The 22,836-nt window shown below is 74.5% G+C and carries 24 protein-coding genes, 1 tRNA gene and 1 pseudogene; 4 read left to right on the forward strand and 22 right to left on the reverse strand.

Annotated features, from left to right (window positions below; all coding sequences use genetic code 11):
* Positions 1 to 302: 302 nt before the first annotated feature.
* The 12 genes from ABT006_RS33780 to ABT006_RS33835 form a co-directional block, all read right to left on the reverse strand.
* Positions 303 to 905, reverse strand: coding sequence for a MerR family transcriptional regulator (locus tag ABT006_RS33780; protein WP_350712541.1), 603 nt, complete (start codon positions 903 to 905; stop codon positions 303 to 305).
* A gap of 188 nt (positions 906 to 1,093) precedes the next feature.
* On the reverse strand, positions 1,094 to 1,558 hold the full coding sequence (locus ABT006_RS33785; protein WP_089014393.1) for a bifunctional nuclease family protein: 465 nt from the start codon (positions 1,556 to 1,558) through the stop codon (positions 1,094 to 1,096).
* A gap of 175 nt (positions 1,559 to 1,733) precedes the next feature.
* Positions 1,734 to 2,435 carry a transcriptional regulator FtsR gene (gene ftsR, locus ABT006_RS33790; protein ID WP_350712558.1) on the reverse strand — a complete coding sequence of 234 codons (702 nt, stop codon included), beginning with the start codon at positions 2,433 to 2,435 and terminating at the stop codon, positions 1,734 to 1,736.
* 50 nt (positions 2,436 to 2,485) lie between these two features.
* On the reverse strand, positions 2,486 to 2,938 hold the full coding sequence (odhI, locus tag ABT006_RS33795) for an oxoglutarate dehydrogenase inhibitor Odhl (RefSeq protein ID WP_007071101.1): 453 nt from the start codon (positions 2,936 to 2,938) through the stop codon (positions 2,486 to 2,488).
* Positions 2,939 to 3,153: 215 nt separating this feature from the next.
* Complete coding sequence (gcvH, locus tag ABT006_RS33800) at positions 3,154 to 3,534, reverse strand: glycine cleavage system protein GcvH (RefSeq protein ID WP_350712542.1); 381 nt, start codon at positions 3,532 to 3,534, stop codon at positions 3,154 to 3,156.
* Between the two features lie 55 nt (positions 3,535 to 3,589).
* The gene (locus ABT006_RS33805; protein ID WP_350712543.1) at positions 3,590 to 4,582 is read right to left on the reverse strand and encodes a DUF881 domain-containing protein; all 993 of its coding nucleotides are present in this window, start codon (positions 4,580 to 4,582) and stop codon (positions 3,590 to 3,592) included.
* A gap of 10 nt (positions 4,583 to 4,592) precedes the next feature.
* Positions 4,593 to 4,925, reverse strand: coding sequence for a small basic family protein (locus ABT006_RS33810; RefSeq protein WP_091106953.1), 333 nt, complete (start codon positions 4,923 to 4,925; stop codon positions 4,593 to 4,595).
* A complete protein-coding gene (locus ABT006_RS33815; protein ID WP_350712544.1) occupies positions 4,922 to 5,866 on the reverse strand; it encodes a DUF881 domain-containing protein in 945 nt (314 codons plus the stop codon). Before ABT006_RS33815 ends, ABT006_RS33810 begins: the two co-directional genes overlap by 4 nt.
* Positions 5,863 to 6,504, reverse strand: a complete 642-nt coding sequence (gene clsA / locus ABT006_RS33820; RefSeq protein WP_466025925.1) for a cardiolipin synthase ClsA — start codon at positions 6,502 to 6,504, stop codon at positions 5,863 to 5,865. Before clsA ends, ABT006_RS33815 begins: the two co-directional genes overlap by 4 nt.
* A gap of 318 nt (positions 6,505 to 6,822) precedes the next feature.
* Complete coding sequence (locus ABT006_RS33825; protein WP_350712545.1) at positions 6,823 to 7,284, reverse strand: MarR family transcriptional regulator; 462 nt, start codon at positions 7,282 to 7,284, stop codon at positions 6,823 to 6,825.
* Between the two features lie 53 nt (positions 7,285 to 7,337).
* A complete protein-coding gene (locus tag ABT006_RS33830; protein ID WP_350712546.1) occupies positions 7,338 to 8,516 on the reverse strand; it encodes a PP2C family protein-serine/threonine phosphatase in 1,179 nt (392 codons plus the stop codon).
* Between the two features lie 178 nt (positions 8,517 to 8,694).
* Entirely contained in the window at positions 8,695 to 9,441 is a 747-nt protein-coding gene (locus ABT006_RS33835; RefSeq protein WP_350712547.1) for an SAM-dependent methyltransferase, read from the reverse strand.
* Between the two features lie 119 nt (positions 9,442 to 9,560).
* Between ABT006_RS33835 and ABT006_RS33840 the strand changes: the two genes are divergently transcribed.
* From ABT006_RS33840 to ABT006_RS33850, 3 genes are all read left to right on the forward strand, one after another.
* Positions 9,561 to 10,442: a universal stress protein gene (locus tag ABT006_RS33840; protein ID WP_350712548.1), complete on the forward strand. Its 882-nt coding sequence runs from the start codon at positions 9,561 to 9,563 to the stop codon at positions 10,440 to 10,442.
* Between the two features lie 82 nt (positions 10,443 to 10,524).
* Entirely contained in the window at positions 10,525 to 10,737 is a 213-nt protein-coding gene (locus ABT006_RS33845; RefSeq protein ID WP_350683982.1) for a phosphatidylethanolamine-binding protein, read from the forward strand.
* On the forward strand, positions 10,734 to 11,213 hold the full coding sequence (locus ABT006_RS33850) for a hypothetical protein (protein ID WP_350712549.1): 480 nt from the start codon (positions 10,734 to 10,736) through the stop codon (positions 11,211 to 11,213). The genes ABT006_RS33845 and ABT006_RS33850 overlap by 4 nt, the downstream gene beginning before the upstream one ends.
* Here the strand turns inward: ABT006_RS33850 and ABT006_RS33855 are convergent.
* A complete protein-coding gene (locus ABT006_RS33855; protein WP_350712550.1) occupies positions 11,210 to 11,413 on the reverse strand; it encodes a hypothetical protein in 204 nt (67 codons plus the stop codon). The genes ABT006_RS33850 and ABT006_RS33855 overlap by 4 nt on opposite strands.
* A gap of 120 nt (positions 11,414 to 11,533) precedes the next feature.
* On the opposite strand from ABT006_RS33855, the gene ABT006_RS33860 reads away from it, so the two are divergent.
* Positions 11,534 to 12,184, forward strand: a complete 651-nt coding sequence (locus ABT006_RS33860; RefSeq protein WP_350712551.1) for a hypothetical protein — start codon at positions 11,534 to 11,536, stop codon at positions 12,182 to 12,184.
* A gap of 6 nt (positions 12,185 to 12,190) precedes the next feature.
* Here ABT006_RS33860 and ABT006_RS33865 read toward each other — a convergent pair whose 3' ends face one another.
* The 9 genes and pseudogenes from ABT006_RS33865 to fdh form a co-directional block, all read right to left on the reverse strand.
* The gene (locus ABT006_RS33865) at positions 12,191 to 12,376 is read right to left on the reverse strand and encodes a hypothetical protein (protein WP_350712560.1); all 186 of its coding nucleotides are present in this window, start codon (positions 12,374 to 12,376) and stop codon (positions 12,191 to 12,193) included.
* Positions 12,377 to 12,451: 75 nt separating this feature from the next.
* Positions 12,452 to 13,729 (reverse strand): hemolysin family protein, encoded by a 1,278-nt coding sequence (locus ABT006_RS33870; RefSeq protein WP_350712552.1) that lies wholly within the window; start codon positions 13,727 to 13,729, stop codon positions 12,452 to 12,454.
* Between the two features lies 1 nt (position 13,730).
* On the reverse strand, positions 13,731 to 13,928 hold the full coding sequence (locus ABT006_RS33875) for a hypothetical protein (protein WP_350687479.1): 198 nt from the start codon (positions 13,926 to 13,928) through the stop codon (positions 13,731 to 13,733).
* 40 nt (positions 13,929 to 13,968) lie between these two features.
* Positions 13,969 to 15,732, reverse strand: a complete 1,764-nt coding sequence (gene selB / locus ABT006_RS33880; protein ID WP_350712553.1) for a selenocysteine-specific translation elongation factor — start codon at positions 15,730 to 15,732, stop codon at positions 13,969 to 13,971.
* Between the two features lie 2 nt (positions 15,733 to 15,734).
* Positions 15,735 to 17,039, reverse strand: coding sequence for an L-seryl-tRNA(Sec) selenium transferase (gene selA, locus ABT006_RS33885; protein WP_350712554.1), 1,305 nt, complete (start codon positions 17,037 to 17,039; stop codon positions 15,735 to 15,737).
* A gap of 19 nt (positions 17,040 to 17,058) precedes the next feature.
* Positions 17,059 to 17,154, reverse strand: a tRNA-Sec gene (locus tag ABT006_RS33890).
* A 45-nt stretch (positions 17,155 to 17,199) separates the two neighbouring features.
* Positions 17,200 to 18,348, reverse strand: a complete 1,149-nt coding sequence (gene nrfD, locus ABT006_RS33895; protein WP_350712555.1) for an NrfD/PsrC family molybdoenzyme membrane anchor subunit — start codon at positions 18,346 to 18,348, stop codon at positions 17,200 to 17,202.
* Positions 18,345 to 19,292, reverse strand: coding sequence for a 4Fe-4S dicluster domain-containing protein (locus ABT006_RS33900; RefSeq protein WP_350712556.1), 948 nt, complete (start codon positions 19,290 to 19,292; stop codon positions 18,345 to 18,347). The genes nrfD and ABT006_RS33900 overlap by 4 nt, the downstream gene beginning before the upstream one ends.
* Positions 19,293 to 19,296: 4 nt before the next feature.
* Positions 19,297 to 22,578, reverse strand: a pseudogene (gene fdh / locus ABT006_RS33905) (formate dehydrogenase); the annotation flags it as partial.
* Between the last annotated feature and the right edge of the window lie 258 nt (positions 22,579 to 22,836).

A 22,836-nucleotide genomic window follows, 5' to 3' on the forward strand; every position in this document is an offset into this window, starting at 1 on the left:
GCCCGGCGCAGGGATCAAGCCTGACCGCCCGGAGCCGGGCACGGCGGGCCACACCCCGTCGGTGGTCGCGCGTCGCCCGTGCCTGGATGTCGGTTGTGCCGCACGGCTGTCGCGAGGCGTCCGCACAGCGTCGGGTGTGGGGTCGGCTGCGGGATGGCGACCCGTCGACCCGCTGTCGGCAGGTCCGGGTGGGTGGGGTGGACGCTGTCGAGTTGCCCCACCTGTGGGACCACCCGTCACCGCAGGGAGTGAACACGCCGCCACCCCGACCAGGGGCAAGCGGCACGCGCCCGACGCCGCGCTCAGCCCGCCCGACGCCGGGCCCGACGCGCCGCCAACTCGTCACCCACCGGATCCCCCGCCGGCGCCGACGGCGGCACCGACGTCGCGGGCTCCGACGTCGCGGGCTCCGCCGGCAGATGCGACAGCGAACCCTGGATCTCCTTGAACGCCCCGCCGATCGCGATGCCGAACACCCCCTGGCCGCCCTGCAACAGGTCGACCACCTCCTCCGGCGACCGGCACTCGTACACGGTCGTCCCGTCGGAGATCAACGTGATGCCCGCCAGATCCGCCACCCCACGGGACCGCAGCGCCTCGATCGCCTTCCGGATGTTCTGCAACGACACCCCGGCGTCCAGCAGCCGCTTCACCACCTTCAGGACCACCAGGTCCCGGAACGAATACAACCGCTGCGTGCCCGAACCCGACGCGTCCCGCACGCTCGGCACCACCAACCCGGTGCGCGCCCAGTAATCCAACTGGCGGTAACTGATCCCCACCGCATGGCAGGCCGTCACACCTCGATAACCAACGGTGTCGTCACCCTCAGTCGCCAACCCTGGCGACGTCACACCCGGCTCGTCCAGCTCCGTACCCGGATCGGGATCTCGCGGCTCGTGCATCCGGACAACCTCCCCGCCAGTGCGGTGACACGTCGTTTCCGGGACGCGCACCCCTCGACACGGCAACCCTATAGCCGCCTTCAGAGATTGCCCCGGAGGAACCGACGCGACACGCCGCGCCACCACAACGAAGATCACCCGCCGCGCCGCAACGTCACCGAACGTGACGCCGGGGTAAGACACGGGACTCAGCCGGCGAAGTCCTCCGGACGCACCTGCTCCAGGAACTCGCGGAACTTCTCCACCTCGTCCTCCTGCTCGTCGGGAATCACGATCCCCGCCTCGCTGAGGACCTCCTCCGCACAACGAATCGGCGCACCGACCCGCAACGCCAACGCGATGGAATCACTCGGCCGGGCCGACACCCGCACCCCGTCACCGATCAACAGATCGGCATAGAAGACGTTCTCCTTCAGCTCGGTGATCTCCACCGCCCGCAACGGCGCCTTCAACGCCGCCAACACGTCCCGCAGAAGATCGTGGGTCAGCGGCCGGGCCGGCTTGACCCCCTGCTGCTCGTAAGCGATCGCCGTCGCCTCGACCGCGCCGATCCAGATCGGCAGATAGCGGTCCCCCTCGACCTCCCTGAGCAGGACGATCGGCTGGTTGCTGGGCAGCTCCACCCGAACTCCGACCACGCTCAGCTCGCGCACCGCCGCCTCCGTGTCGTTGTCACCTACGCCGCACCGTGCCCTTCCCTGCACGGTACACGGACCGCGACACGGCCGTCCCATGCGCTACCCGCACCACGCCCGCGCCAGAAAGGGGTTACCCCGGCAAGCCTACGACACGCTTCCCGGGGCAGATCTTTCCCCACAACCCGCCGGATCACCGACCCAACGTCGACCGCAACCCCACCCGCACCAACGCCGCGTGCAACTGCTGCGACAACGCCACCAACTCCCGCGCCGTCTCCGCCGCCCGCGCCCGCGCCGCCGGATCACTCTGCCGCGCCAACGGCGCCACCAACTGCGCGAACAAACCGACCTCCCGGTCCGCCGCCGTCCGGTAACCCCGCAGATGCCGCGGCTCCAACCCGTACGCCGCCAGACCCGCCACCGCCCGCGCGATGATCAACGCATCGTCGTCGTACCAACCCGGCGGATCCGACACCACCACACCGAGCCGCTCCAACTCACCCAGCGTCGACTCGTCGATCCCACTACGCGCCACCAGATCCGCCCGGCCGAGCCGCACCTGCGGCGACCCGGCCGGCTCCTCCGACACCCGCCCCGGCACCTCGCCACCCGGGCCCACCGCCACCAACGTCGGCCGCTGCCGACCCGGCGACTCCCCGGACGCGTCCCACTGCGCCAACTGATCACGGATAACCCGCAGAGGCAGATACTGGTCCCGCTGCGCGGTCAGCACGAACCGCAACCGCGCCACATCGTCCCAGCTGTACTTCCGGTAACCCGCCGCCGTCCGCTGCGGCTCCACCAGGCCCTCGGCCTCGAGAAACCGCAACTTCGAAATCGTCACGTCCGGAAAATCCACCCGCAGCTGGCCCAGCACCTCACCGATGCTCATCAACGGTCGGGCACGGGCCGCCCCGGGCGGCGTGGAGGCCGCAGGCTCGTTCACCCCCGGCCGGCCTCCTCCTCCGGGCGCGGACCGGCGATGAACACCACCCGGAACTTACCGATCTGCACCTCGTCACCGTTGCTCAACGTGGCCGCCTCGACCCGCTCCCGGTTCACGTACGTGCCGTTCAGGCTGCCCACATCCCGCACAGTGAACGTCCCACCGTCACGGTGAAACTCGGCGTGCCGCCGCGACACCGTCACGTCGTCCAGGAAAATGTCACTGTCCGGATGCCGGCCACTCGTCGTCACATCGTGATCCAAGAGGAACCGGGCACCCGCGTTCGGACCCCGGCGAACCACCAGCAGCGCCATCCCCGGCGGCAACGAACCGGACATCCGGCTCGGCACCACATCGGTGTCCGGCCCCTCCAGCACTTCGTCGAGCGAACCGAGATTGAGCGTCGAAGTGACGTCGAGCGGGGGGAACTCGTCGTCTGGGCGCGTCATGGGACCACCTCACGGATCTGTTCGGTCGGCGTCGGGTAATGGCGGGTCTGGCCGCCGGGCACTCGAACACCCGGCGGCTGGCTCCCCGTGCCCGGAAAGGCAATTCCGCAACGCTCAACTATTGGGTTCTCGGTCGACTGGGCGAGCCTAGCCAGCGCCGAAATGCAGGGCAACCGGACGCGCGGACACAGCCACCACGCCCGGAGGGGACGCACTCAGCTCTCGGTGAGCTCACGATACGCGTCCGCGGACAGCAGCCCTTCGACCGCCGCCGGATCGTCCGGGGTGATCTCCACCAACCAACCCGCACCGTACGGGTCAGTGTTGATCACCTCAGGGGTGTCGCCAAGCGCCTCGTTGCGCGCCGCCACCGTACCGCCGAGCGGGGCGTAGATCTCCGACACACTCTTCGTCGACTCGATCTCACCCAACGACTCACCCGCCGCCACCACCGCACCGACATCGGGCAGCTGGACAAACACGATGTCACCCAGGGCGTCCTGCGCGAAGTGGGTGATGCCGACCCGCACCGGGCCGCCGCCGTCACCCGCCACCCACTCGTGTTCGGCGGTATACCGCAGTTCCTCAGGAATCACCAGACGCGTCCTTCACCATCGACGCACCGGACACCACCGGTGCGAGCCGCGCCGGTCAGGAGACCGGACGGGCGTGTTCCAGCTTGATCGGCGCGTGCAGCGCCGAAACCTCGGCAGCCTCACGATCCTCAACGATCAACTTACCGCCGTCGCCCGTCACCGACGCCACCACCCCGCCAGGAATGTTCAACGCCGTACGCATCGTCGCCGGATCACCGATCACCGTGATCGTGAACGGACCCGTCAACCGACGCCCGTCCACCACCAACGACCCGCTCTCCCCGTCCAGGAAGTACGTCGACGCGATGATCCGCACCGTCGCCCGGTCACCGCCGGAAATCTGCATCGCCTCCGCGCCGGCGCCCCGCAACTCCTGCACCGCGTCCAACACCCGCGACGCCGAGATCGGCTTCTCACCCGCCTCGAACCGCACCGCCAAACCCGGACCCGTCGCCGGCAACGTCCCCGCCAGGATGCCCAACTCGTCAGCCCGCCGAGACGCCTCGTCCAACGCCGCCTGCCGCCCCTGCTCACCCGAACGCAACTGCCGCTGACTCTCCTCCAGCGCCGCGATGTCCTGCCGCAGCCGGACCTCCCGCGAATTCAGGTCGTACAGGATCCGGACCAGGTCCTCCTGCCGCGTCGCCGCCACCGTCGGATCCGTCGACGTCGTCTTCAACTGCACCACCAGCGTGAACCCCAGCAACGCCAGCAGCACCGCGATCATCACCCCGGCCGAACTCACCCGCCGCCGCGGCGACCCCGCGCCCACCGACGACCCCGCGGCCGCCGGCGCCTCCGGCGACGACCCGCCCGACCCCTCACCGGCAGCCCGACTCAGATCCACCGTCGCGCCCTCGTCGAACCGGTCCGGCTCCGCCACGGCCGGCTCCGCCGGCTCCGCCCGCTCCGGCGCCAACGGGCTCAACTCGTCCGGATCCGGCGCGTCCGGCCGCGGATCCGGCTCCCCCGCCGGGCCCGACGGCCGCCCCGGCCCCGCCGGCTGCGGCCAACCCGTGCCCGTCTCCGTGTGCTCTTCGCTGCTCATCGCCACAAACCTACGCCCGGAACAGGTGCCGGCGGATCGCCGCCACGTTCCCGAAGATCCGCACCCCGAGCACGACCACCACACCCGTGGACAACTGGCCACCCACCCCGAGCTGGTCACCCAGGTACACGATCAGACCCGCCACCAGCACGTTGGAGATGAACGACACCACGAACTGCTTGTCGTCGAAGATCCGATCGAGCTTCGCCCGCACCCCACCGAACACCGCGTCCAACGCCGCCACCACCGCAATCGGCAGATACGGCTGCAACCCCGCGGGAACCGTGGGGTCGAGCCAGACCCCGAGGACCACACCGGCGAGCAACGCCAGCACCGCGATCATCGACCACCTCCGGAGGGGCTGGGAGACGTCCTCGAACCGGACGGCTGAGAACTGGCGGAACGGTCCGCCCCCGACGGCGACGGACTCGCGCTCGCCGGAGGCTCCGCGTAGCGTAGCCGCGGCTCCGGAGCGGCCGGCAGGGTGAGGTCCTCCGCCTCCCGCACCGCGAACGACAACCCGGTGTCCTCCGCCACCTTCCGCATCGTCAACGCGCTGCGACTGTCCTCGTACCGGTCCCGCATCGACCCCGGCCCGATCGCCGACACCTCGTACGGCCCCGTCACCGGCCGGAAGTCCACCAGGATCGCCTGCCCCGCCGACCGGATCGTCGACGTCGCCGTCAACCGCTGCCCGTTGATCGAGATCGCCTCCGCGCCGGCGGCCCACAGGTCGTTGGCGACCCCCTGCAGATCGCTGTAGATCACCCGGGACGGACCGACGTCCGCACCCGTCACCGCGTCCGGATTCTGCGGCGCGTCCGCCAACCGCACCACCACGCCGTCACCCCGCACCCGCCCCAGGCCCGTGCCCGCCTCCAGGGTGCGCAGCCGCGCCGCCTCCGAGCCACCCAGCGCCGCGGCCCGCTGCCGCGCCACCTCCGCCCGCAACTGGTCCGCCCGCTCCGACAACCCGTCGGTCTCGCTCTCCCGCTGCTTGATCTGCGCCACCAGGCCGGACCGGGCCTGGCTGCGCCCCGGCTCGGCCTCCAACGTCTGCCGGTACGCGACCGCGAACAGGAACCCCAGCAGCACCGCCAGGACCAGGCTCACCGACCGCGCCGACCAGTGCCGCCACCCCGCCGGCGGGGCCTGCCGCTCCCGGCGCCGGGCCGCCGCGTCGGCGTACCCCGGATCCAACGGATTGCGGAACAACTCGGTGAGGAAGTCCGGGGCGTACACCCGGTCGGACCGTCCCCGGCCCTCGCCCGGCGGCGTCGTCATGCCGACGCTCCCTCGGCGCGCACGGCCCTGACCAGCCGGCTCGCCTGCACCACGTACATCGCGCCGGCCACCCAGTAGAGCACCAGGCCCCACCAGGCCAGCCCCCAACCGATCGGCCCGGCCACCGCCTCGGCACCGGGAACCGCCGCGGCGAGCAGCAGGACCGGGAAGGCGGCCAGCAACAGGAACGTCGCGGTCTTGCCGACGTAGTGCACCGGCGGCGGACCGTACCCGTACCGCCGCAACACCGCCAACGACCCCAGCAGGAGCAACTCCCGGGCCAGCAGCGCCGCGGTGAACTGCCAGGGCACCACGCCCCGGGCGGTGAACCCGACCAGGGTGGCGAGGATGTAGAGGCGGTCGGCGGCCGGGTCGAGCAGCTCCCCAAGCCGGCTGACCTGGCGCATCCGGCGCGCGACCCACCCGTCCACCCAGTCCGTCGTGCCGCCGACGGCCAGCACCACGATCGCGGCCACGTCGGCGTGCGCGACGAGCAGGAGATAGAGGAAGAGCGGGACGCCCAGCAGCCGGACGAAGCTGATCAGGTTCGGCAGCGTCAGGACGCGGTCACCCGCTGCCGGTGCGCTCGTGCCGGCGCTGGCCTCCGCGTGTTCCGAGCGAGCCGGCCGACGCGACACCGAACCTCCTCCGCCACACGCTCCGACCGCCCGGCCGAGGACGGGCACCGCGAAGTTCCGTGTGCGCTGTCGGGCCGGCTGACGCCGGCACCCCCCTGCGATCCCCGTACGGGACCGCCGCCTGACTCGGCCCGCGATCAACGTGATCGCGGGCCGGCTGACTGCGCTGCCACTATATCGGGCCCTTCGCCGCCTCCCCGGGTTCAGGCGTCCGGGTTCGTCGACGCGGTCGGGGTGTCGTCGTGGTGGTCACTACCGCTAGGGCGTCCTAGGACACTAGAGGGAAGCGGGGCGGCCGGTGGCTCGCGGGGAAGGTCGTCAGGCGGTGCAGACCGAGGAGTCCGACTGCGACTCCGCCGTCGCGGCCTGCTCGAAGGCCCGCAGGGCCAGCAGCAGGTCGTGCTGCACCCGACCCGGCATCCGGTCCAGCACCGCCTGCACCGCCCGGTGCCGGCGTTCCTTCAACTCGCGCAGCAGCGTCTCGGCGGCGGCGGTCGGCACCAGGCGCACCTCCCGCCGGTCGCGGGGGTCGGCCACCCGGCGCAGCAGGCCGGTGGCCTCCAGCCGGTCGCAGAGCCGGCTCGCCGAGGACGGCACGACGTCCAACAACTCGGCCAGGCCGTTGACGTTGGTCTCCGGCCGGCTGCTGATCAGCGACAACACGCGCAACTGCGTCGGCGAGACGGCCATCTGGTGCCGGGACGCGGCGGAGTCGAGCACACCGACGAGCGCCTCGGCGGCGGCGTCGATCGCCGCGGCGAGATTCGGAGGTCGCTCCACCAGGTGTCCCCTGCGATCGTCCCGCTCGTGCCCGGCCGTTGCGGCGACGATCCTCACCCGTCGCTCCGGCCGCCCGTGCCACGCCAGTCCAGGCAGACCACGACCGCGTCGTCGCGGAGATCAGCGTCCGCATGCCAGGCGTGCAGTTCGCGCATCACCGTACCAACCGCCTCGGTCGGCGGTTGCAGCCGCGTGGCGCGCATCGCCCGCGCCATCGCCCGCTCGCCGTACGCCCCCCGGTCACCGGGATCGGCGGCCCACACCCCGTCGCTGACCACGAAGATCCGGTCCCCGGGCGCCAGGTCGAACTCCTGGACGTCGTAGCGGGCCTCGGCGAACATGCCCAGCGGGAGCTGCTGCTCCAGCGTGATCGGCGTGACGGTGCCGCCGCGCAGCCGCAGCAGGCGCGGGGAGCCGGCGTCCACCGCCCTGACCCGACCGGTCGCGGTGTCCAGTTCCAGCAGCAGCGTGGCCACGTACCGACGCCCGCGATGTTGGTAGAAGACCGTGTCGGAGGCCAGCTCGGCCTGCTCGACGAGGCTGCCCCCGGAGCGCCGGGCGTTGCGCAGCGCGTTCACGGTGACGGCCGTGAGCAGCGCCGCCGCCAGGCCGATGCCGGCGCCGTTCAACACCGTCGCCGTGAGCCGGTCACCGTCCACCGACCAGTCGAAGTGGTCCCCGCCGACCGTGTACGCCGGCTCCAGCTGGCCGGCCAGCTCGAACTCGCCGTGGCTGACGCTGCGTCCCGGCAGCAGCTCCCACTGCATCTCGGCGGCCATGCTGAGCCGCTCCCGCCGGCGCACCCGGCGGTACCGGTCGGTCTCCCGGTCCGCCGCGCGCAGGACGACGGCCAGCTCGCCGGCGATGTCCGCGACGCGGTCGACGGTGTCCGGGCCGAGCGGGGCCGGCAGCTCGACCAGGAGCACGCCGAGGCGCTCCCCCCACACCGACAGCGGCAGGTAGAGCCGGCAGCGCCCCTCGTCGTCGGCGTCGGTCACCGGCTGCTGGCTGCTGAAGCAGCGCTGCGCCTGGCTGCGGCAGTCGAGGAAGCCCCCGTCGGGTAGCTCCGGGTCCAGCACCGGCCACAGCCCGCTGATCCGGTAGTCGGCGATGAACACGTCCGTCCGGGACGCGCCGAGGCCGGCCCGGATGGCCCGGTCCGCCGCCTCCACCACCTGGTCGGGCGGCGCCGCACGCAACGCACGCGAGACCTGGGCCGGTGCCTCCACCATCGATCATCCTCCGGAAATGCTTGCCGTAGGGCAAACATCATACGGAGGTGTCGTCGGCAGCCGGGCGGCCGGGCGGCCCGACGCCGACGGGCGGCGTACCCGACCCGGGCGGACGACCCGACGGCACGCTGCCGCCCCCGCGCGGCCTCGCGGCGGCGCGGACGGCGGGCGGGGCCGGTCAGCCGGCCGAGCGGACGGCGACCGCGCCGTGGAAGGCGTCCGGAACCTGCGCCGGCGGGCCGGCGGGACGCCACCGGGTGATCGGCACGATGCCGTCGGCGGTGGGCGTCCAGCGGCCGAGCAGCGGCGCGAACGCGGCCGGCGGGCGCATCCGGAACGCCGGGCCCATCATCGCGAGGGCCTCCGGGTAGCCGGCCAGCTCCTCGGTGTCGAAGTCGACCGCCAGCAGGCTGCCCGCCGCCGTCGCCTCGTAGAGCTCGTCGAGGGTGCGGGCCAGCGTCTCGTCGTCGAGGAACGCGGCCAGGCCGAGGAACACCACCCCGACGGGCCTCCTCCCCCACCCCGGCACGAACCGGTGCAGCTGGGCGCGGTCCACCGTGCCGATGTCGGTGGCGTCGCCGTAGCCGTAGCCGGCCCGGTCGCTGCCGGCGAGCAGACGCTGGCCGAGGCGGATGGTGACCGGGTCGACGTCGGTGTAGAGCACGGTGGCGTCCGGGGCGACCTCGTGCACGTTGCCCATGGTGGGCACCCCCGCGCCGAAGACCAGGAAGCTGTCCACGCCCTCCGCGACCATCGCCCGGACCGACCGGCCCAGGAAGGCCCGCAGCTCCCGGAAGACCGGCGCGCACGGCCCGTACGCCTGCTCGAAGGCGCGGGCCGCCGCCACGTCGACCGGGAAGTGGTGCTCCCCGCCGAGCCAGAAATCGATCATTCGCGCGGTGCTCGGCTGGTCCGGCTCCACCATCGACGACGCTCCCTCCCCGGCGGTCGTCGACAGCGTACCCACCGGTCGTCCTGGGCGGTATCGCCTCGCCGACCGGGCACCGGCCGCGATACTGGCCGGGAACCGGCGGGAGGTGGGCGGTGAACTCGGCGAACGGCGCGGCGGTGGTCGTCGGCGTGGACGGCTCGGAGGCGGCGCTGCGCGCCGTACGGCTGGCCGCCGTCGAGGCGGCCCGCCGGAACCGGCCGCTGCGGGTCGTGCACGGGTTCATCTGGCCGCTGCTGCGCGTGCCGGTAGGCGCGCCCGCCGGCGGCCCGCCCGGCGCCGGCCTGCGACACCAGGCGGAGCAGCTCGTCGCCGCCGCGACCACCGAGGCCGAGGCGACGGTGCCCGGGCTGCGCGTCTCCGGCGAGATCGTCGACGGGGAGGCCGCCGCGGTGCTGCTCGGCGAGTCGCCGGCCGCCGCGATGATCGTGCTGGGCGACCGGGGGCTCGGCGGGTTCTCCGCCCTGGTGGTCGGCTCCGTCGCGGTGCAGGTCGCCTCGTACGCCGACTGCCCCGTGCTCGTCGCCCGGGGCACCGACCGCCCGGACGGACCCGTCGTGGTCGGGGTCGACGGCTCCGAGACGTCCCGGCTCGCCGTGGAGTTCGCCGTCGAGGAGGCGTCGGTCCGCGACGCCCCGCTGGTCGCGCTGCACGCCTACCGGCACCCGACGTCCACCGCGCCGGGCGACATGCAACCCCTGGTGTACGACGACACCGAGCTGCGCTCCGAGGAGGAGCGGGTGGTGGCCGAGTCGCTGGCCGGGCTGACCGAGCGGTGGCCGGACGTGCCGGTCAGCCGGGAGGCCGTGCGGGGCCGCCCCACCACCGTGCTCGCCGAGGCGTCCCGGCGCGCCCAGCTGCTCGTGGTGGGCCGGCAGGGCCGCGGCGAACTGACGGGGCTGCTGCTCGGCTCGGTGAGCCAGTCCGTGCTGCACCACGCCGACTGCCCGGTCGCCGTCGTCCACGCGCCCCGCTGAGCCGAGCGCGGGGGTTGGCCCCGACGCAGGCGGGTAGACGACCGCGGTACGCCAACGGCGAGGACGACCGGAGGAGGCAGTGATGCCAGGACCACGGCCGGGCAGCAACGCGTACGACAAGCAGCGGGCGCGCATCCGTGACGTGATCGACGATTCGGGACGGCGGGTGTCGGACCGCAAGGCGAACGACGTGGCAAACCGGATACTGCAGTCCGATCGCGGACAGCGGGGCGTCGTCCGCGGCGAGCGGGTCTACGGTCCCAAGGGCGAGCGCGAACCGGGCGACCCGAAGTGAGGGCGACGCACCTGGCCGACGGGGCGATCGCCGGCGCGGTCGGCAGCGCCGCCCTGAACGTGGTCAGCTACCTGGACATGGTGCTGCGCGCGAGGCCGGCGAGCAGCACCCCGGAGCACACCGCCGGGCGGCTGGCCGGGGCGGCGCACGTGGACCTGGGGCCCGAGGACCGGGCGGCGAACCGCCGCTCGGGCCTCGGGCCCCTGCTCGGCTACGGGATGGGCATCGCCGCCGGCGTCGGCTACGCCGTGCTGACCCGGGGCCGTCGGATGCCGCTGCCCCTGGCGGCCGGCGTGCTCGGCGGCGGCGTGATGACGATGTCCGACGGGTCGATGACCCTGCTGGGGGTGACCGACCCGCGCCGCTGGCGCCGGTCCGACTGGGTCGCCGACATCGTGCCGCACGTCGCGTACGGCATGGCGGCCGCAGCCACCTGGAACCGGCTGCGGCCGCCCGTGTCGGGCCGGGGTCGTTAGCCCCGGGCGCTCTCGTCGTCGGCGACCGGCTCCATCGCCGGGCCGTACGGGGAGACCTGCCCCCGGGGCACCGGCCGGCCCTCGTCGCCGCCGGACGAGCCTCGGTTGCGCGGGTGGCCGCCAGGGTTCGGGACCTTGCTGTCCTGGCTGGTGGCACCCCTGTTGTTGCGGCGGAACTCCTGCTGCTGCGGGTTCACCACGGGTCTTCTCCTTCCGGGTTCGACCGTGTCCCACCTCGGTTACCCGGCGCCGTGGGTGGCATGCCGGCCCGGGCGGACGGTCGCAGGGCTGACCCGGCAACCAGCGGGTACACCCCGAGGATGGGCGACGACCGGAGGATGGCGCGGGTCCTGCTGGACCGGCGGGGCACCACGTACGCCGAGGAGGCGGGCATCCGGCTCGCCGACCGGCCCGCCCCGCTCTACCAGTTGCTGGTGCTCGCCACGCTGCTGAGCACCCGGATCCGGGCCTGCGTCGCGGTGTCGGCCGCCCGGGAACTGTTCGCCGCCGGCTACCGGACCCCGCAGGCGATGGAGGCGGCGAGCTGGCAGGACCGCGTCGACGCGCTGGGCCGGGGCCACTACCGCCGCTACGACGAGCGGACCTCGACGATGCTCGGCACCGGCGCCCGGCTGTGCCTGGACCGCTGGCGGGGCGACCTGCGCCGGCTGCACCGCGAGGCCGACGGCGAGCCGCCCGCGCTGCGCCGGCTGCTGACCGAGTTCCCCGGCATCGGCCCGACCGGCGCCGACATCTTCCTGCGCGAGGCACAGGTGGTCTGGCCGGACCTGCGCCCGTACGCCGACCGCCGCGCCCTGTCCGGCGCGGAGCGGCTCGGCCTGCCCCGCTCGCCGGACAAGCTGGCCGGGCTGGTCGAGCCGGCCGACTTCGGCAGGCTCGCCTCGGCGCTGGTGCGGGTGTCGCTCGGCGAGAAGTCCGCCGGCGAGGTCACCCGCGCCGCCGGGCGGTGAGCAGGCTCACTTGACCGGCTTGTCGCCCGGCTTCGTCAGGTTCCACACCAGCAGCGCCGCCAGCAGCGCGAGCACCACGAGCCCGCCCGACAGGCCGCGACCGTCCTCCTCGCTGCGGCCGGTGGTGCCGAAGTAGATCACCGCGAGCCCGGCCAGCACGGTGACGAACGTCCGCATCCCTCGGTCCTTCACGTACCGGACGGTACGCCCACCCCAGGCCCGGCATGGCCGGTTCGTCCGGATTCACCCGACCGTGGCAGCCCCGGGTCAGGCCCCGGTGGCGAAGCCCCGCAGCCGGACCCGCCGGATCGTCCGACCGGACACCTCCACCACCTCGACGGTCAGCCCCGGCAGATGCACCGTCTCCCCGGGCCCCGTCGGCAGGTGCCCCAGCCCGGCCAGCACCAGCCCGGCCACCGTCGTGTACTCCCGCGACGGCCGGAAGTGCAGCCGCACCCCGACATCGGCCAGGTCGTGCAACGGGAAGTCGCCGGGCAGCAGCAGCGAGCCATCCGGTTCCCGGGCCACCCCCGTCACGTCCCGGTCGGTCTCGTCGTACAGCTCCCCCACCACCTCCGCCAGCAGGTCCTCCAGGGTCACCAGGCCGTCGACCCCGCCGTGCTCGTCGACGACCAGGGCGAGCTGCTGGTGGCACAGCCGCAGCCGGCGCAGCGCGTCGGACACCGGCAGGGTGCCGGGCAGCAGCAGCGGCGGGCGCGCCCGTTCGCCGACCGCCGCCGCGCCCGCCGCGACGAGGTCCCGGATGTGCACCACGCCGCGCACGTCGTCCAGCCCCCCGGGCCCGACGACGGGGGCACGGGACCGGCCGGCGGCGGCGAGCCGGCGCAGCCCCTCGTCGGCGGGCAGCGTCGCGGGGAGCACGGTCACGTCCAGCCGGGGGACGAGGATCTCCCGCAGCGTCCGGCCGGCGATGTCGAACGCTCCGGTGAGGATCTCCCGCTGCTGCGCGGAGAGGCCCCGCTGGCTGACCACGATCTCCCGCAACTCCTCCTCGGTCATCTCCGTACGACTGGCCCGCGGGTCCCCGCCGGCGAGCCGCACCACCACGTCGGTGGCCCTGCTCAGCAACCAGACCGCCGGTCGGGACACCCGGGCCAGCAGGTCCAGCGGGCCGGCGCTGAGCAGCCCCCACCGCTCCGCGCGCTGCATCGCCAGCCGCTTCGGGGCCAGCTCCCCGACGACCAGGGTGACGAAGGTGAGCAGCACGGTGACCAGGACGACCGCGGCCCCCCGCGCGGCTTCGCCGAGGAAGCCCAGCGGCCCGACCAGCGGCTCGGCCAGCGAGACCGCGGCGGCGGCAGAGGCGAGGAACCCGGCGAGGGTGATGCCGAGCTGGATGGTGGCAAGGTAGCGGTTGGGGTCGCGGACCAGCCGCGCCAGCCGCTCCCCCGAACGGCTCCGCCGACCCAGCTGCCGCACCTGCCCCTCGCGCAGCGTCACGAGCGCCATCTCGCTGCCCGACAGGGCCGCGTTGACGAGCACCAGCACGGCCACCAGCGCGAGCTGCCCGAGCGGTGCCCCCATGTCAGTCGACCTCCAGGTCGTCGAGGGAGATCTTGTGCGTCATCAGCCACCGCGCCAGCGCCGACATCCCGAACAGCCACAGCGGCGCCGACTCGGTGGTGCCGTTCGTCGCGAAGATCGCGAAGCGCAGGTCCGGAGCCCGGTACGCCTCGATCCGCCATTTGTGCTGCTTGTCCCGCCAGACCGCGGAAGGGTCCATGGCGCCACGCTAGGCGACCGCCCGCCCCGCCGGGGCGGCTTCAGGCCGGGGCCGCGACCACGACCCGGGCATCGTCGGGCAGCCGCCGGGTGGCGCCCCGGCGGTCCAGCAGCTCCAGCAGCGGCACGGCGACGCGGCGGGTGGTGTCCAACGCCTGCCGGGCGGCGCTGAGCGTGAACGGCTGCGGCAGCCCGGCCAGCACCCGCACGGCCTCGTCGACCGCGCCGGGCAGCAGCACCACGTTCTCGGCGACCCGCAGCAGCGCACCGGCCCGCACCGCCGCGCCGATCTCCCGGGGCCCCAGCCCCAGCTCCGCCAGGCGTTCGGCCTCCGGGGCCCGGAACGGACGGTCGGCGTACTCGGCGCGGACCCGGGCGACGGCGCGGGCCACCGGCTCCGGCAGCGCGTCGACGGCGGCCGCGGTGACCCGGCCGGCGTGCAGCCGCAGCGGCGGCCGGACCAGCGCCTCGACCAGCGCCCGGTCGGGCAGGCCGAGGCGCTGCCGCAGCAGCTCCACCGGCGCGCCCGGCTCCAGCGGATGCTCCCGGGCGTGCCGGGCCACCTCCCCGCCCAGCCGGGTGCCGAGCCGCCGCCAGTGCTCCGGGTCGGCCAGCCAGTCCCCGACGACGGGCCGCCCGGTCACCTCGACGCCGGTGCGGACCATGTCGGCGGCACGGGCCAGGCCCCGACGGCGCAGCTCGCCGGCCAGGTCGGGCCGGCCGTCCACGGTCGCCAGCACGGCCGCGCGGGCAGCCGCCGCGCCCCGGCGGGTCAGCGGCGGCGGCGCGACGTCCAGCACCGTCACGCCGCCGGCCACGTGGTGCCGGCCCGGGTCGCGCAGCAGCGCCCGGTCGCCGACCAGCAGCGGCAACGGCCGGGCCAACCGCAGCCGGACGGTGTCCGCGCCCAGCGGTCGCACCCGGGCGGGCACCGCCGCCGCGCCGACGTGCAGGGTCAGGGTGGCGGGCAGCTCCGCCGCGGGATCACCGGCCAGCCGGACGTCCAGCAGGTCGGTGCGGTGGAACCGGCCCGGGGTGAGCAGGGCGTCGCCGCGGCCGACCCGGCCCCGGGGCGTGCCGCGCAGGTTGACCGCCACCCGGGCGACCACGGTGACCTCCGACCGGGCCTCGCCGAGGCGGTGCAGGCCACGCACCCGCACCGGCTCGCCGGTGGCGGCGAGTTCCAGCTCGTCGCCCACCCGTAGCCGGCCGGCGCCGAGGGTGCCGGTGACCACCGTGCCGGCGCCGCGCACGGTGAACGCGCGGTCCACCCACAACCGCACCGGGGCGTCCGCTGGCGGGGCGGGCAGCCGGGCCGCGAGCCGGTCCAGGGCCGCGCGCAGCTCCGGCAGGCCGGCGCCGGTCATCGCGCTGACCGCCACCGTGTCGACCGCGCCGAGGGAGGTGGCCGCCAGCTCGGCCCGGGCCCGGGCCGCCGCCGGCCCCGGGTCCGCCAGGTCCGCGCGGGTCACCACCAGCAGGCCGTACGACACCCCGAGCGCGTGCAGCGCGGCCAGGTGCTCGGCCGACTGCGGCATCCAGCCCTCGTCGGCGGCGACCACGACCAGCGCGGCGGGCACCGGACCGACGCCGGCGAGCATGTTCGGCACGAAACGCTCGTGCCCCGGCACGTCGACGAACGCGACCGTCCCACCGGACGGCAGCGTGCTCCAGGCGAAGCCGAGGTCGATGGTCATGCCCCGGCGGCGCTCCTCCGCCCACCGGTCGGGTTCCATCCCCGTCAGCGCCCGGACCAGGGTCGACTTGCCGTGGTCGACGTGCCCGGCGGTGGCCACCACGAACACGTTCAGCCGTCCCCCGACACGCGCAGCACGGCGGCGCGGACGGCGGCGTCGGCGTCGGCGGGCACGCAGCGCAGGTCCAGCAGCAGCCGCCCGCGGACGACCCGGCCGAGCACGGGCGGGTCGCCCACGCGCAGCGGCTCCGCGTACCGCTCGGGCAGGCTCAGCGCCCACGAGTCCAGCTCCACACCCGGGGCGCCGCCGCCGCCGACGACCGCGCCGGCCGGCACCACCTCCGCCTTGCACCCGTCGGCCGCGAGGGCGTCACGCAGCCGCTCGGTACGCTCCCGCAGCGCGTCGGGGTCGGCGTGCAACGCGGCCCGCGTGGGCGTGACCGGGTCGGCGAGGGTGGCCGCGAGCGCGGCCAGGGTCAGCTTGTCCACCCGCAGCGCCCGGGCCAGGGGGTGCCGGCGCAGCCGTTCGACCAGGTCGGCGGTGCCGAGCAGCAGCCCCGCCTGCGGCCCGCCGAGCAGCTTGTCGCCGCTGGCGGTGACCAGGGCCGCCCCGGCCCGCAGGGTGCCGGCGGCGTCGGGCTCGTCGGGCAGCAGCGGATCGGGGGCGAGCAGCCCCGAGCCGATGTCGGCGACCACCGGCACGCCGAGGGAGGCCAGCCGCCGCACCGGCACCGCCGAGGTGAAGCCGGTGACCTGGAAGTTCGACGGGTGCACCTTCAGCACGAAGCCGGTACGCGGGCCGAGCGCGGCGGCGTAGTCGTCGAGCGTGGTGCGGTTCGTGGTGCCCACCTCGCGCAGCCGCGCGCCGGTGCTCTCCAGCAGCTCGGGCAGGCGGAACCCGTCGCCGATCTCCACCAGCTCGCCCCGGCTGACCACGATCTCGGCGTCGGCGGCGAGCGCGGTGGCGGCGAGCACCAGCGCGGCGGCGCCGTTGTTGACCACGTGCACCGCGCCGGCGGCGGGCACCGCGGCGGCGAGGGCGTCGAGGGCGTCGCGGCCGCGCCGGGCTCGCCGGCCGGTGCGCAGGTCCAGTTCGACGTCGGTGTGTCCGGCGGCGGCGGTGACCGCCGCGACGGCGGCGGGCGACAGCGCGGCCCGGCCCAGGTTGGTGTGCAGCACCACCCCGGTGGCGTTGAGCACGGCCCGGGGTGCGGGCGCCGGCAGGGCGGCCAGCGCGGCGTCGCGTACGGCCTCGGGGGTGATCTCGCCGCGGCGGGCCCGATCCTGCGCCCGCCGGACGGCGGCCTTGACGCGGTCCCGCCCGAGGGTCTGCGCCGCGGCGGCCAGCCGGGGGTCGGCGAGCAGCGCGTCGGTGCGCGGCACCCACCGGCGCGGATCGGCTGCGACGTCCCCCATGCCCCCTCTTCCGGCAGTTTGGCGGAGACGGACGGGAATCGAACCCGCCTGACCCGGGTCCCGGGCCACACCGGTTTTGAAGACCGGGAGGGGCACCAGCCGCCTGAACGCCTCCAGGCAGCAGTGAACCACAGGCCGGGTGGGCGTGCGCGGCGGGGCGTCAGCCCTCGGCGGCGCGCCGCCGGTCGAGGCGTTCCCGCTGCGGCACCACCGTGTACTTCGGATCCTTCGCGGAGGCGACGCCGCCGTAGAAGATGCCGAACCGGGTGGCCACCGACGCGGCCAGCAGGGCCGTCCCGGACAGGGCGGAGACCGCCCGGCTGCGCCGGCCGAGCAGCGCGCCGGCCACCCCGGCCGCGGTCAGGGCCCGCCCGGCGCGCAGCAGCCGGCCGGGCCGCCCGGTGCGGTAGGGCTCGCTGAGCAACCCGAGGCGGGTCTCCACCCGGTGCGAGCCGAACAGTTCCAGGGCGGCGCCCGCCACCGCCATCCGGCGGGCGGGGCCGGCCTGCGCGGTCGGCGCGGCGATCAGCCCCACGCCGGCGCCGCTGGCCAGCGCGCTGCCCGCGAAGACCGTCGGCAGCTCCGGGTACGCCTCGTGCCAGGACGGCACGGCCGTGTCGGCCAGCAGCACGCCGGTGTACGTGGCCAACGCCGGCGCGGTCGCCGCGGCGGCCAGCCCGGCGGCGTGCCCCACCGGCGGCAGCAGCCGACGTGCGAGTCCGAGCGGCCCCCGCTCGGGCAGCCACGCCGCGCCCTCGGCGACCGCCGCGATCCCGGCGGCCGGGCCGAAGGCGCTGAGGATCCAGGTGCCCACGGACATCGGCGAGGTCGGCTTGGCCACCCGCAGCATGTGGTGGAACCGGGCCGGCCGCCCCAGGTCCTTGACCAGGAAGACGGCGCTGGCGGTGACCGCCACCAGCGAGGTGACCCGGCCGGCGCGGCGCAGCGCGGGCCGCCCGGTGACCTGGCCGCCCGCCGCCAGCAGCGACGAGCCGGCCGCCAGCCCGCCGGTGAACAGGTACGCCGCGATGTCCCACTTCCAGACGGGCGCCTTGAGGATCGGCCGGCCGTAGTAGGAGGTGAACTCGGCCTCCGGGACGGTCAGCTCCTCGCCGCCGCGCCGGCCGCCGCCCCGCCGCCGGGTCCGTCCGGGCGCACGGGTCGACGCCGCCGCGCCGGACCCGCCGGGTGGCGCCCCTGGCGAGCCGGCGGCGACCTCGCCGCGGCCGGCCGGCCCGCCGGGGACGCCGGCGTCGAGGCGATCGCGGAAGCGGCGGAACAGGTCGCCCACCGGGCGGTCCGGACTCACGAGGAACCTCCGACGAACGCGGCGACGGCCGCCGCCGCCATGGCCAGGGCCGCCAGGCCAGCCCGCTTCCACATCCTCGGCAGGTCCCGGGTGGTGACCACCGGGTCCGGGGGCAGGCCGTACACCTCGGGCTCGTCGAGCAGCAGGAAGAACGCGCCGTCGCCGCCGACCCCGTCGTCGGGGTCGTGCCCGTAGAGCCGCGCCTCGGTGACGCCGCGCTCGTGCAGGGTCGCCACCCGGGCGGCGGCCCGCTCCCGCAGCTCGTCGAGGGGGCCGTACTGGATGGACTCCGTCGGGCACGCCTGGGCGCAGGCGGGAATCTTCCCGGCGCCGATCCGGTCGTAGCACAGCGTGCACTTCCACGCCCGGCCGTCGCCCTTGCGCTGGTCGATGACGCCGTACGGGCAGGCGGAGATGCAGTAGCCGCAGCCGTTGCAGATGTCCTCCTGCACCACCACCGTGCCGAACTCGGTGCGGAACAGCGCCCCGGTGGGGCAGACATCCAGGCAGGCCGCGTGGGTGCAGTGCTTGCAGACGTCGGACATCATCAGCCAGCGGAAGTCGCTGCGCCCCTCCGCGCCACCGGCCCGCCCCGGCGGCTGCGCCCCGGGCATGCCCAGAAACTCCGGCCCGGCGCTCCGACCGGCCGTCGCGGCACCGGCGAGCGGCGGCCCGCGGTGCCCGGCCGGGCGGGGCTGCTCGACGAACGCCACGTGCCGCCACGAGTTCGCGGTCAGCGCGCCGGTGTTGTCGTACGACATGCCGAGCAGGTCCAGCCCCGAACCGGGGACGTCGTTCCACTCCTTGCAGGCCACCTCGCACGCCTTGCAGCCGATGCAGACGCTGGTGTCGGTGAAGAAGCCCATCCGGGGCGGGGCGTCGACCCAGCCCGCGTCCGGGGCGGGATCGAGCGGCCCGGACAGGCTGTTCGGGTCAGGAAGCATCGCGGTCCTTCCCGGCGCCGTCGGTGGGAGCCGGCGCCGGAAACGCCCCCGGCGTGAGGGTCGAGGGCGGATGGCCGGGGACGATACCCGCCCGCCGCCGGTAGTCCGCCACCAGGTCCCGCAGGGCCGCCCCGGTGGGCCGCCGCCCCGGGCGCACGTCGCAGGTGCCGACCTTGCTCTCCTGGATGAGCACGTTCGGGTCCAGGGTGATCCCGAACAGGTCGTTGGCCGAGTCGCCCGTCACCAGGCCCTCGAACCCGAAGTGGTACGGCAGCCACACCTGGTGGATCACCCGGCCGTCCACCCGCAGCGGGGCCAGCCGGTCGGTGACCAGCACCTTCGCCTCGATCACCGCCCGCCCGCTGACCAGGTGCGCCCAACCCAGGTGCGCCAGGCCCCGCTCGGCCGCCACCTCCGGCGACACCTCCACGAACATCTCCGGTTGCAGCTCCGCCAGGGTCCGCACCGTGCGGCTCATCCCGCCCGCCGTGTGGTGCTCGGTGAGCCGGCTGACCGTGAACACGTACGGGAAGACCGCGCTGTGCTCCTGCGGCGGGCTCGGGTTCACCGAGTTCACGGGGTGCGCGTACACCTTGCGGGTGGGGTTGGCCTGCTGCCGGTAGAGCGGGTTGCGCACCGGCGACTCGGCCGGCTCGTAGTGTGTCGGCAGCGGCCCGTCGAGCACCCCGCTGGGCGCGTACAGCCAGCCCTTCCCGTCGCCCTGCATGACGAACGGGTCGTCGCCGGCGATCCCCTCCGGGCCGGTCGCGCCCTCCGGCGGCCGGTACGTCGGCGGCTTCGTCTTCTCGAAGTCCGGCACGTCGTAGCCGGTCCACTCCCCGGCGTCGGGGTCCCACCAGACGTAGCGCTTGCGCTCGCTCCACGGCCGGCCCTGCGGGTCGGCGGAGGCGCGGTTGTAGAGGGTGCGCCGGTTGGCCGGCCACGCCCAGCCCCACTCGGCGGCCACCCAGTCCTGCTCGTGCCGGGGCTTGCGCCGGGCCGCCTGGTTGACGCCGTCGGCGTACACGCCGGAGTAGATCCAGCAGCCGACGGCGGTCGAGCCGTCGGCGCGGGCCTCGGTGAACGTGGACAGCGGACGGCCCGTCGCCACGTCGTACCCGTTGATCTCGCGCAGCACCGCCTCGGCGCTCGGCTCGGCGTGCGGACCGTGCGTGGGATAGTCCCAGGCCAGGTCGAGCAGCGCCCGGTCGCGCGGCAGGTCGGAACCGGCCAGCTTCTCCCGCAGCCGGCGCCCCAGGTGGTAGAAGAACCACAGCTCGGAGCGGGCGTCGCCCGGCGGGTCGACGGCCTTCTCCCGCCACTGCAGCAGCCGCTGGGTCTGGGTGAAGGTGCCCTCCTTCTCCACGTGCGACGCGGCCGGCAGGAAGAACACCTCCGTCCTGCACTCGGTCGGCACGATCTCGCCCGCGGCCACCTCCGGGCCGTTGCGCCAGAACGTGGCGCTCTCGATCATGAACAGGTCGCGGACCACCAGCCAGTCCAGGTTCGCCATGCCCAGCCGCTGGGCGCGGCCGTGCGCCGAGCCCACCGCCGGGTTCTGCCCGAGCAGGAAGTAGCCCTTCACCTTCCCGTCGATCATGTTCAGCACCTGCTGGTACGTCCCGTGATCGCCCGTCATCCGGGGCAGGTACCCGTAACAGAAGTCGTTCTCCGGCGTCGCCGCGTCCCCCCAGTACGCCTTGAGCAGGCTGGCCGCGTACGCGCCGGCGTCGCCCCAGGAGCCCTTCTGGCCGGGGCGGCGGAAGCTGTCCACCCACCGCTGGAAGGTGACGTGATCGGCGCGCGGCATCGGCAGGTAGCCGGGGAGCAGGTTGTACAGCGTCGGGATGTCGGTGGAGCCCTGGATGCTGGCGTGCCCGCGCAGGGCGAGGATCCCCCCGCCGGGGCGGCCCATGTTGCCCAGCAGCAGCTGGATGATCGCGCCGCTGCGGATGTACTGCACGCCGACGCTGTGCTGCGTCCACCCGACCGAGTAGATCAGCACGCCGGTGCGCTCGCGGCCGGAGTTCTCCGCCCACGCCCGGGCCAGCTCCAGGAACCTCTCCTGCGGGATGCCGCATACCCGCTCCACCATCTCCGGCGTGTAGCGGGCGAAGTGTCGCCTGAGGATCTGGTAGACGCAGCGCGGATGCTGCAACGTCTCGTCCCGCTCCACCCGGCCGCTCACCTGCGCGCCGTGCGACTCGTGGAGCAGCCCGGCCGCGGCGTCCCGCTCCTTCGCGGTGTGCCCGCTGCCGGAGTCGGTCTCGTGGCCCGCGTACTGCCAGGAGTCCTGTACGTAGCTGCCGGTCTCCGGGTCGAAGCCGGAGAAGAAACCGTCGCCGTCCTCGGCGTCGACGAACTGGTCGCTGACGATCGTCGCGGCGTTGGTGTAGGCCAGCACGTACTCCCGGAAGTCCAGCTCGTTCTCCAGGATGTACCGCACCACCCCGCCGAGCAGCGCGATGTCGGAGCCCGCGCGGATCGGCAGGTAGGTGTCGGCCAGCGCGCTGGTGCGGGTGAACCGCGGGTCGACGTGGAAAACCCTGGCACCGCGCCGCTTGGCCTCCATCACCCACTGGAAGCCCACCGGGTGGGCCTCGGCCATGTTCGAGCCCTGGATGACGATGACGTCAGCGTTGGCGACGTCCTGCTGGAAGTCCGTCGCGCCACCGCGACCGAAGCTGGCCCCCAGACCGGGGACGGTGGCGGAGTGTCAAATGCGCGCCTGGTTCTCGATCTGGAGCGCCCCCATCGCCGTGAACAGCTTCTTGATGAGGTAGTTCTCCTCGTTGTCCAGCGTCGCCCCGCCCAGGCTGGAGATCCCCAGCGTGCGGTTGAGCGGCCGGCCCTTGGCGTCGACGTCCTCCCACGTCTCGGCGCGGGCCGCGAGGATCCGGTCGGCGATCATGTCGACCGCGACGTCGAGATCCAGGTCCTCCCACTCCGTGCCGTAGGGGCGCCGGTAGCGGACCTTCGTCTGCCGCAGCGGGCTGGTGACGAGGCTCCTGCTGGCCGAGCCCTTCGGGCAGAGCCGGCCCCGGGAGATCGGGCTGTCCGGATCCCCCTCGATCTGGGTGACCCGGCCGTCCGAGACGTAGACACGCTGGCCGCAGCCGACCGCGCAGTAGGGGCAGACCGAGCGGGCCATCCGGTCGGCGGTCTCGGTGCGCGCGGTCAGCCCGGCCGAGCGCGCCGACTGCGCGGCGGCGCCCCGGCCCAGCGGGTCGGTGCCGGTGAGCTGCCGGTAGACCGGCCAGCCCTCGATGAAGGTCCGCAGACCCATCCCGCGACACCCCCTCCCCCGGCCCGAACACCGTCGACCCCTCGCACACTAGGGCAGCCCGCACCCCGGCCGCGACCCGAGACCCCGATCACCACCCGACGGTCACCGTCCGCGCCCGCGACGTCGCCATTGGCGTACGCAGAGACAGCGCCACCCCCGAGCCGGATCGGGCTCGGGGGTGGCGCGATGTCGGGTGGATGTGCCGCTGGCCGGCGCCCGTGTCGGGTGCCGGCCAGCGTTACCCCTTGTGGTGGAAAG

Source organism: Micromonospora sp. NPDC002717, assembly GCF_040295705.1.
Lineage (GTDB): Bacteria > Actinomycetota > Actinomycetes > Mycobacteriales > Micromonosporaceae > Micromonospora.

Coding starts and splice junctions, on each gene's coding strand:
- ABT006_RS33780 (WP_350712541.1), bottom strand. CDS start 905: ATGCACGAGCCGCGAGATCCCGATCCGGGTACGGAGCTGGACGAGCCG.
- ftsR (WP_350712558.1), bottom strand. CDS start 2,435: ATGAGCATCGGTGAGGTGCTGGGCCAGCTGCGGGTGGATTTTCCGGAC.
- odhI (WP_007071101.1), bottom strand. CDS start 2,938: ATGACGCGCCCAGACGACGAGTTCCCCCCGCTCGACGTCACTTCGACG.
- ABT006_RS33805 (WP_350712543.1), bottom strand. CDS start 4,582: ATGAGCAGCGAAGAGCACACGGAGACGGGCACGGGTTGGCCGCAGCCG.
- ABT006_RS33810 (WP_091106953.1), bottom strand. CDS start 4,925: ATGATCGCGGTGCTGGCGTTGCTCGCCGGTGTGGTCCTCGGGGTCTGG.
- ABT006_RS33815 (WP_350712544.1), bottom strand. CDS start 5,866: ATGACGACGCCGCCGGGCGAGGGCCGGGGACGGTCCGACCGGGTGTAC.
- ABT006_RS33830 (WP_350712546.1), bottom strand. CDS start 8,516: ATGGTGGAGGCACCGGCCCAGGTCTCGCGTGCGTTGCGTGCGGCGCCG.
- ABT006_RS33835 (WP_350712547.1), bottom strand. CDS start 9,441: ATGGTGGAGCCGGACCAGCCGAGCACCGCGCGAATGATCGATTTCTGG.
- ABT006_RS33845 (WP_350683982.1), top strand. CDS start 10,525: ATGCCAGGACCACGGCCGGGCAGCAACGCGTACGACAAGCAGCGGGCG.
- ABT006_RS33860 (WP_350712551.1), top strand. CDS start 11,534: ATGGGCGACGACCGGAGGATGGCGCGGGTCCTGCTGGACCGGCGGGGC.
- ABT006_RS33870 (WP_350712552.1), bottom strand. CDS start 13,729: ATGGGGGCACCGCTCGGGCAGCTCGCGCTGGTGGCCGTGCTGGTGCTC.
- ABT006_RS33875 (WP_350687479.1), bottom strand. CDS start 13,928: ATGGACCCTTCCGCGGTCTGGCGGGACAAGCAGCACAAATGGCGGATC.
- selA (WP_350712554.1), bottom strand. CDS start 17,039: ATGGGGGACGTCGCAGCCGATCCGCGCCGGTGGGTGCCGCGCACCGAC.
- ABT006_RS33900 (WP_350712556.1), bottom strand. CDS start 19,292: ATGCTTCCTGACCCGAACAGCCTGTCCGGGCCGCTCGATCCCGCCCCG.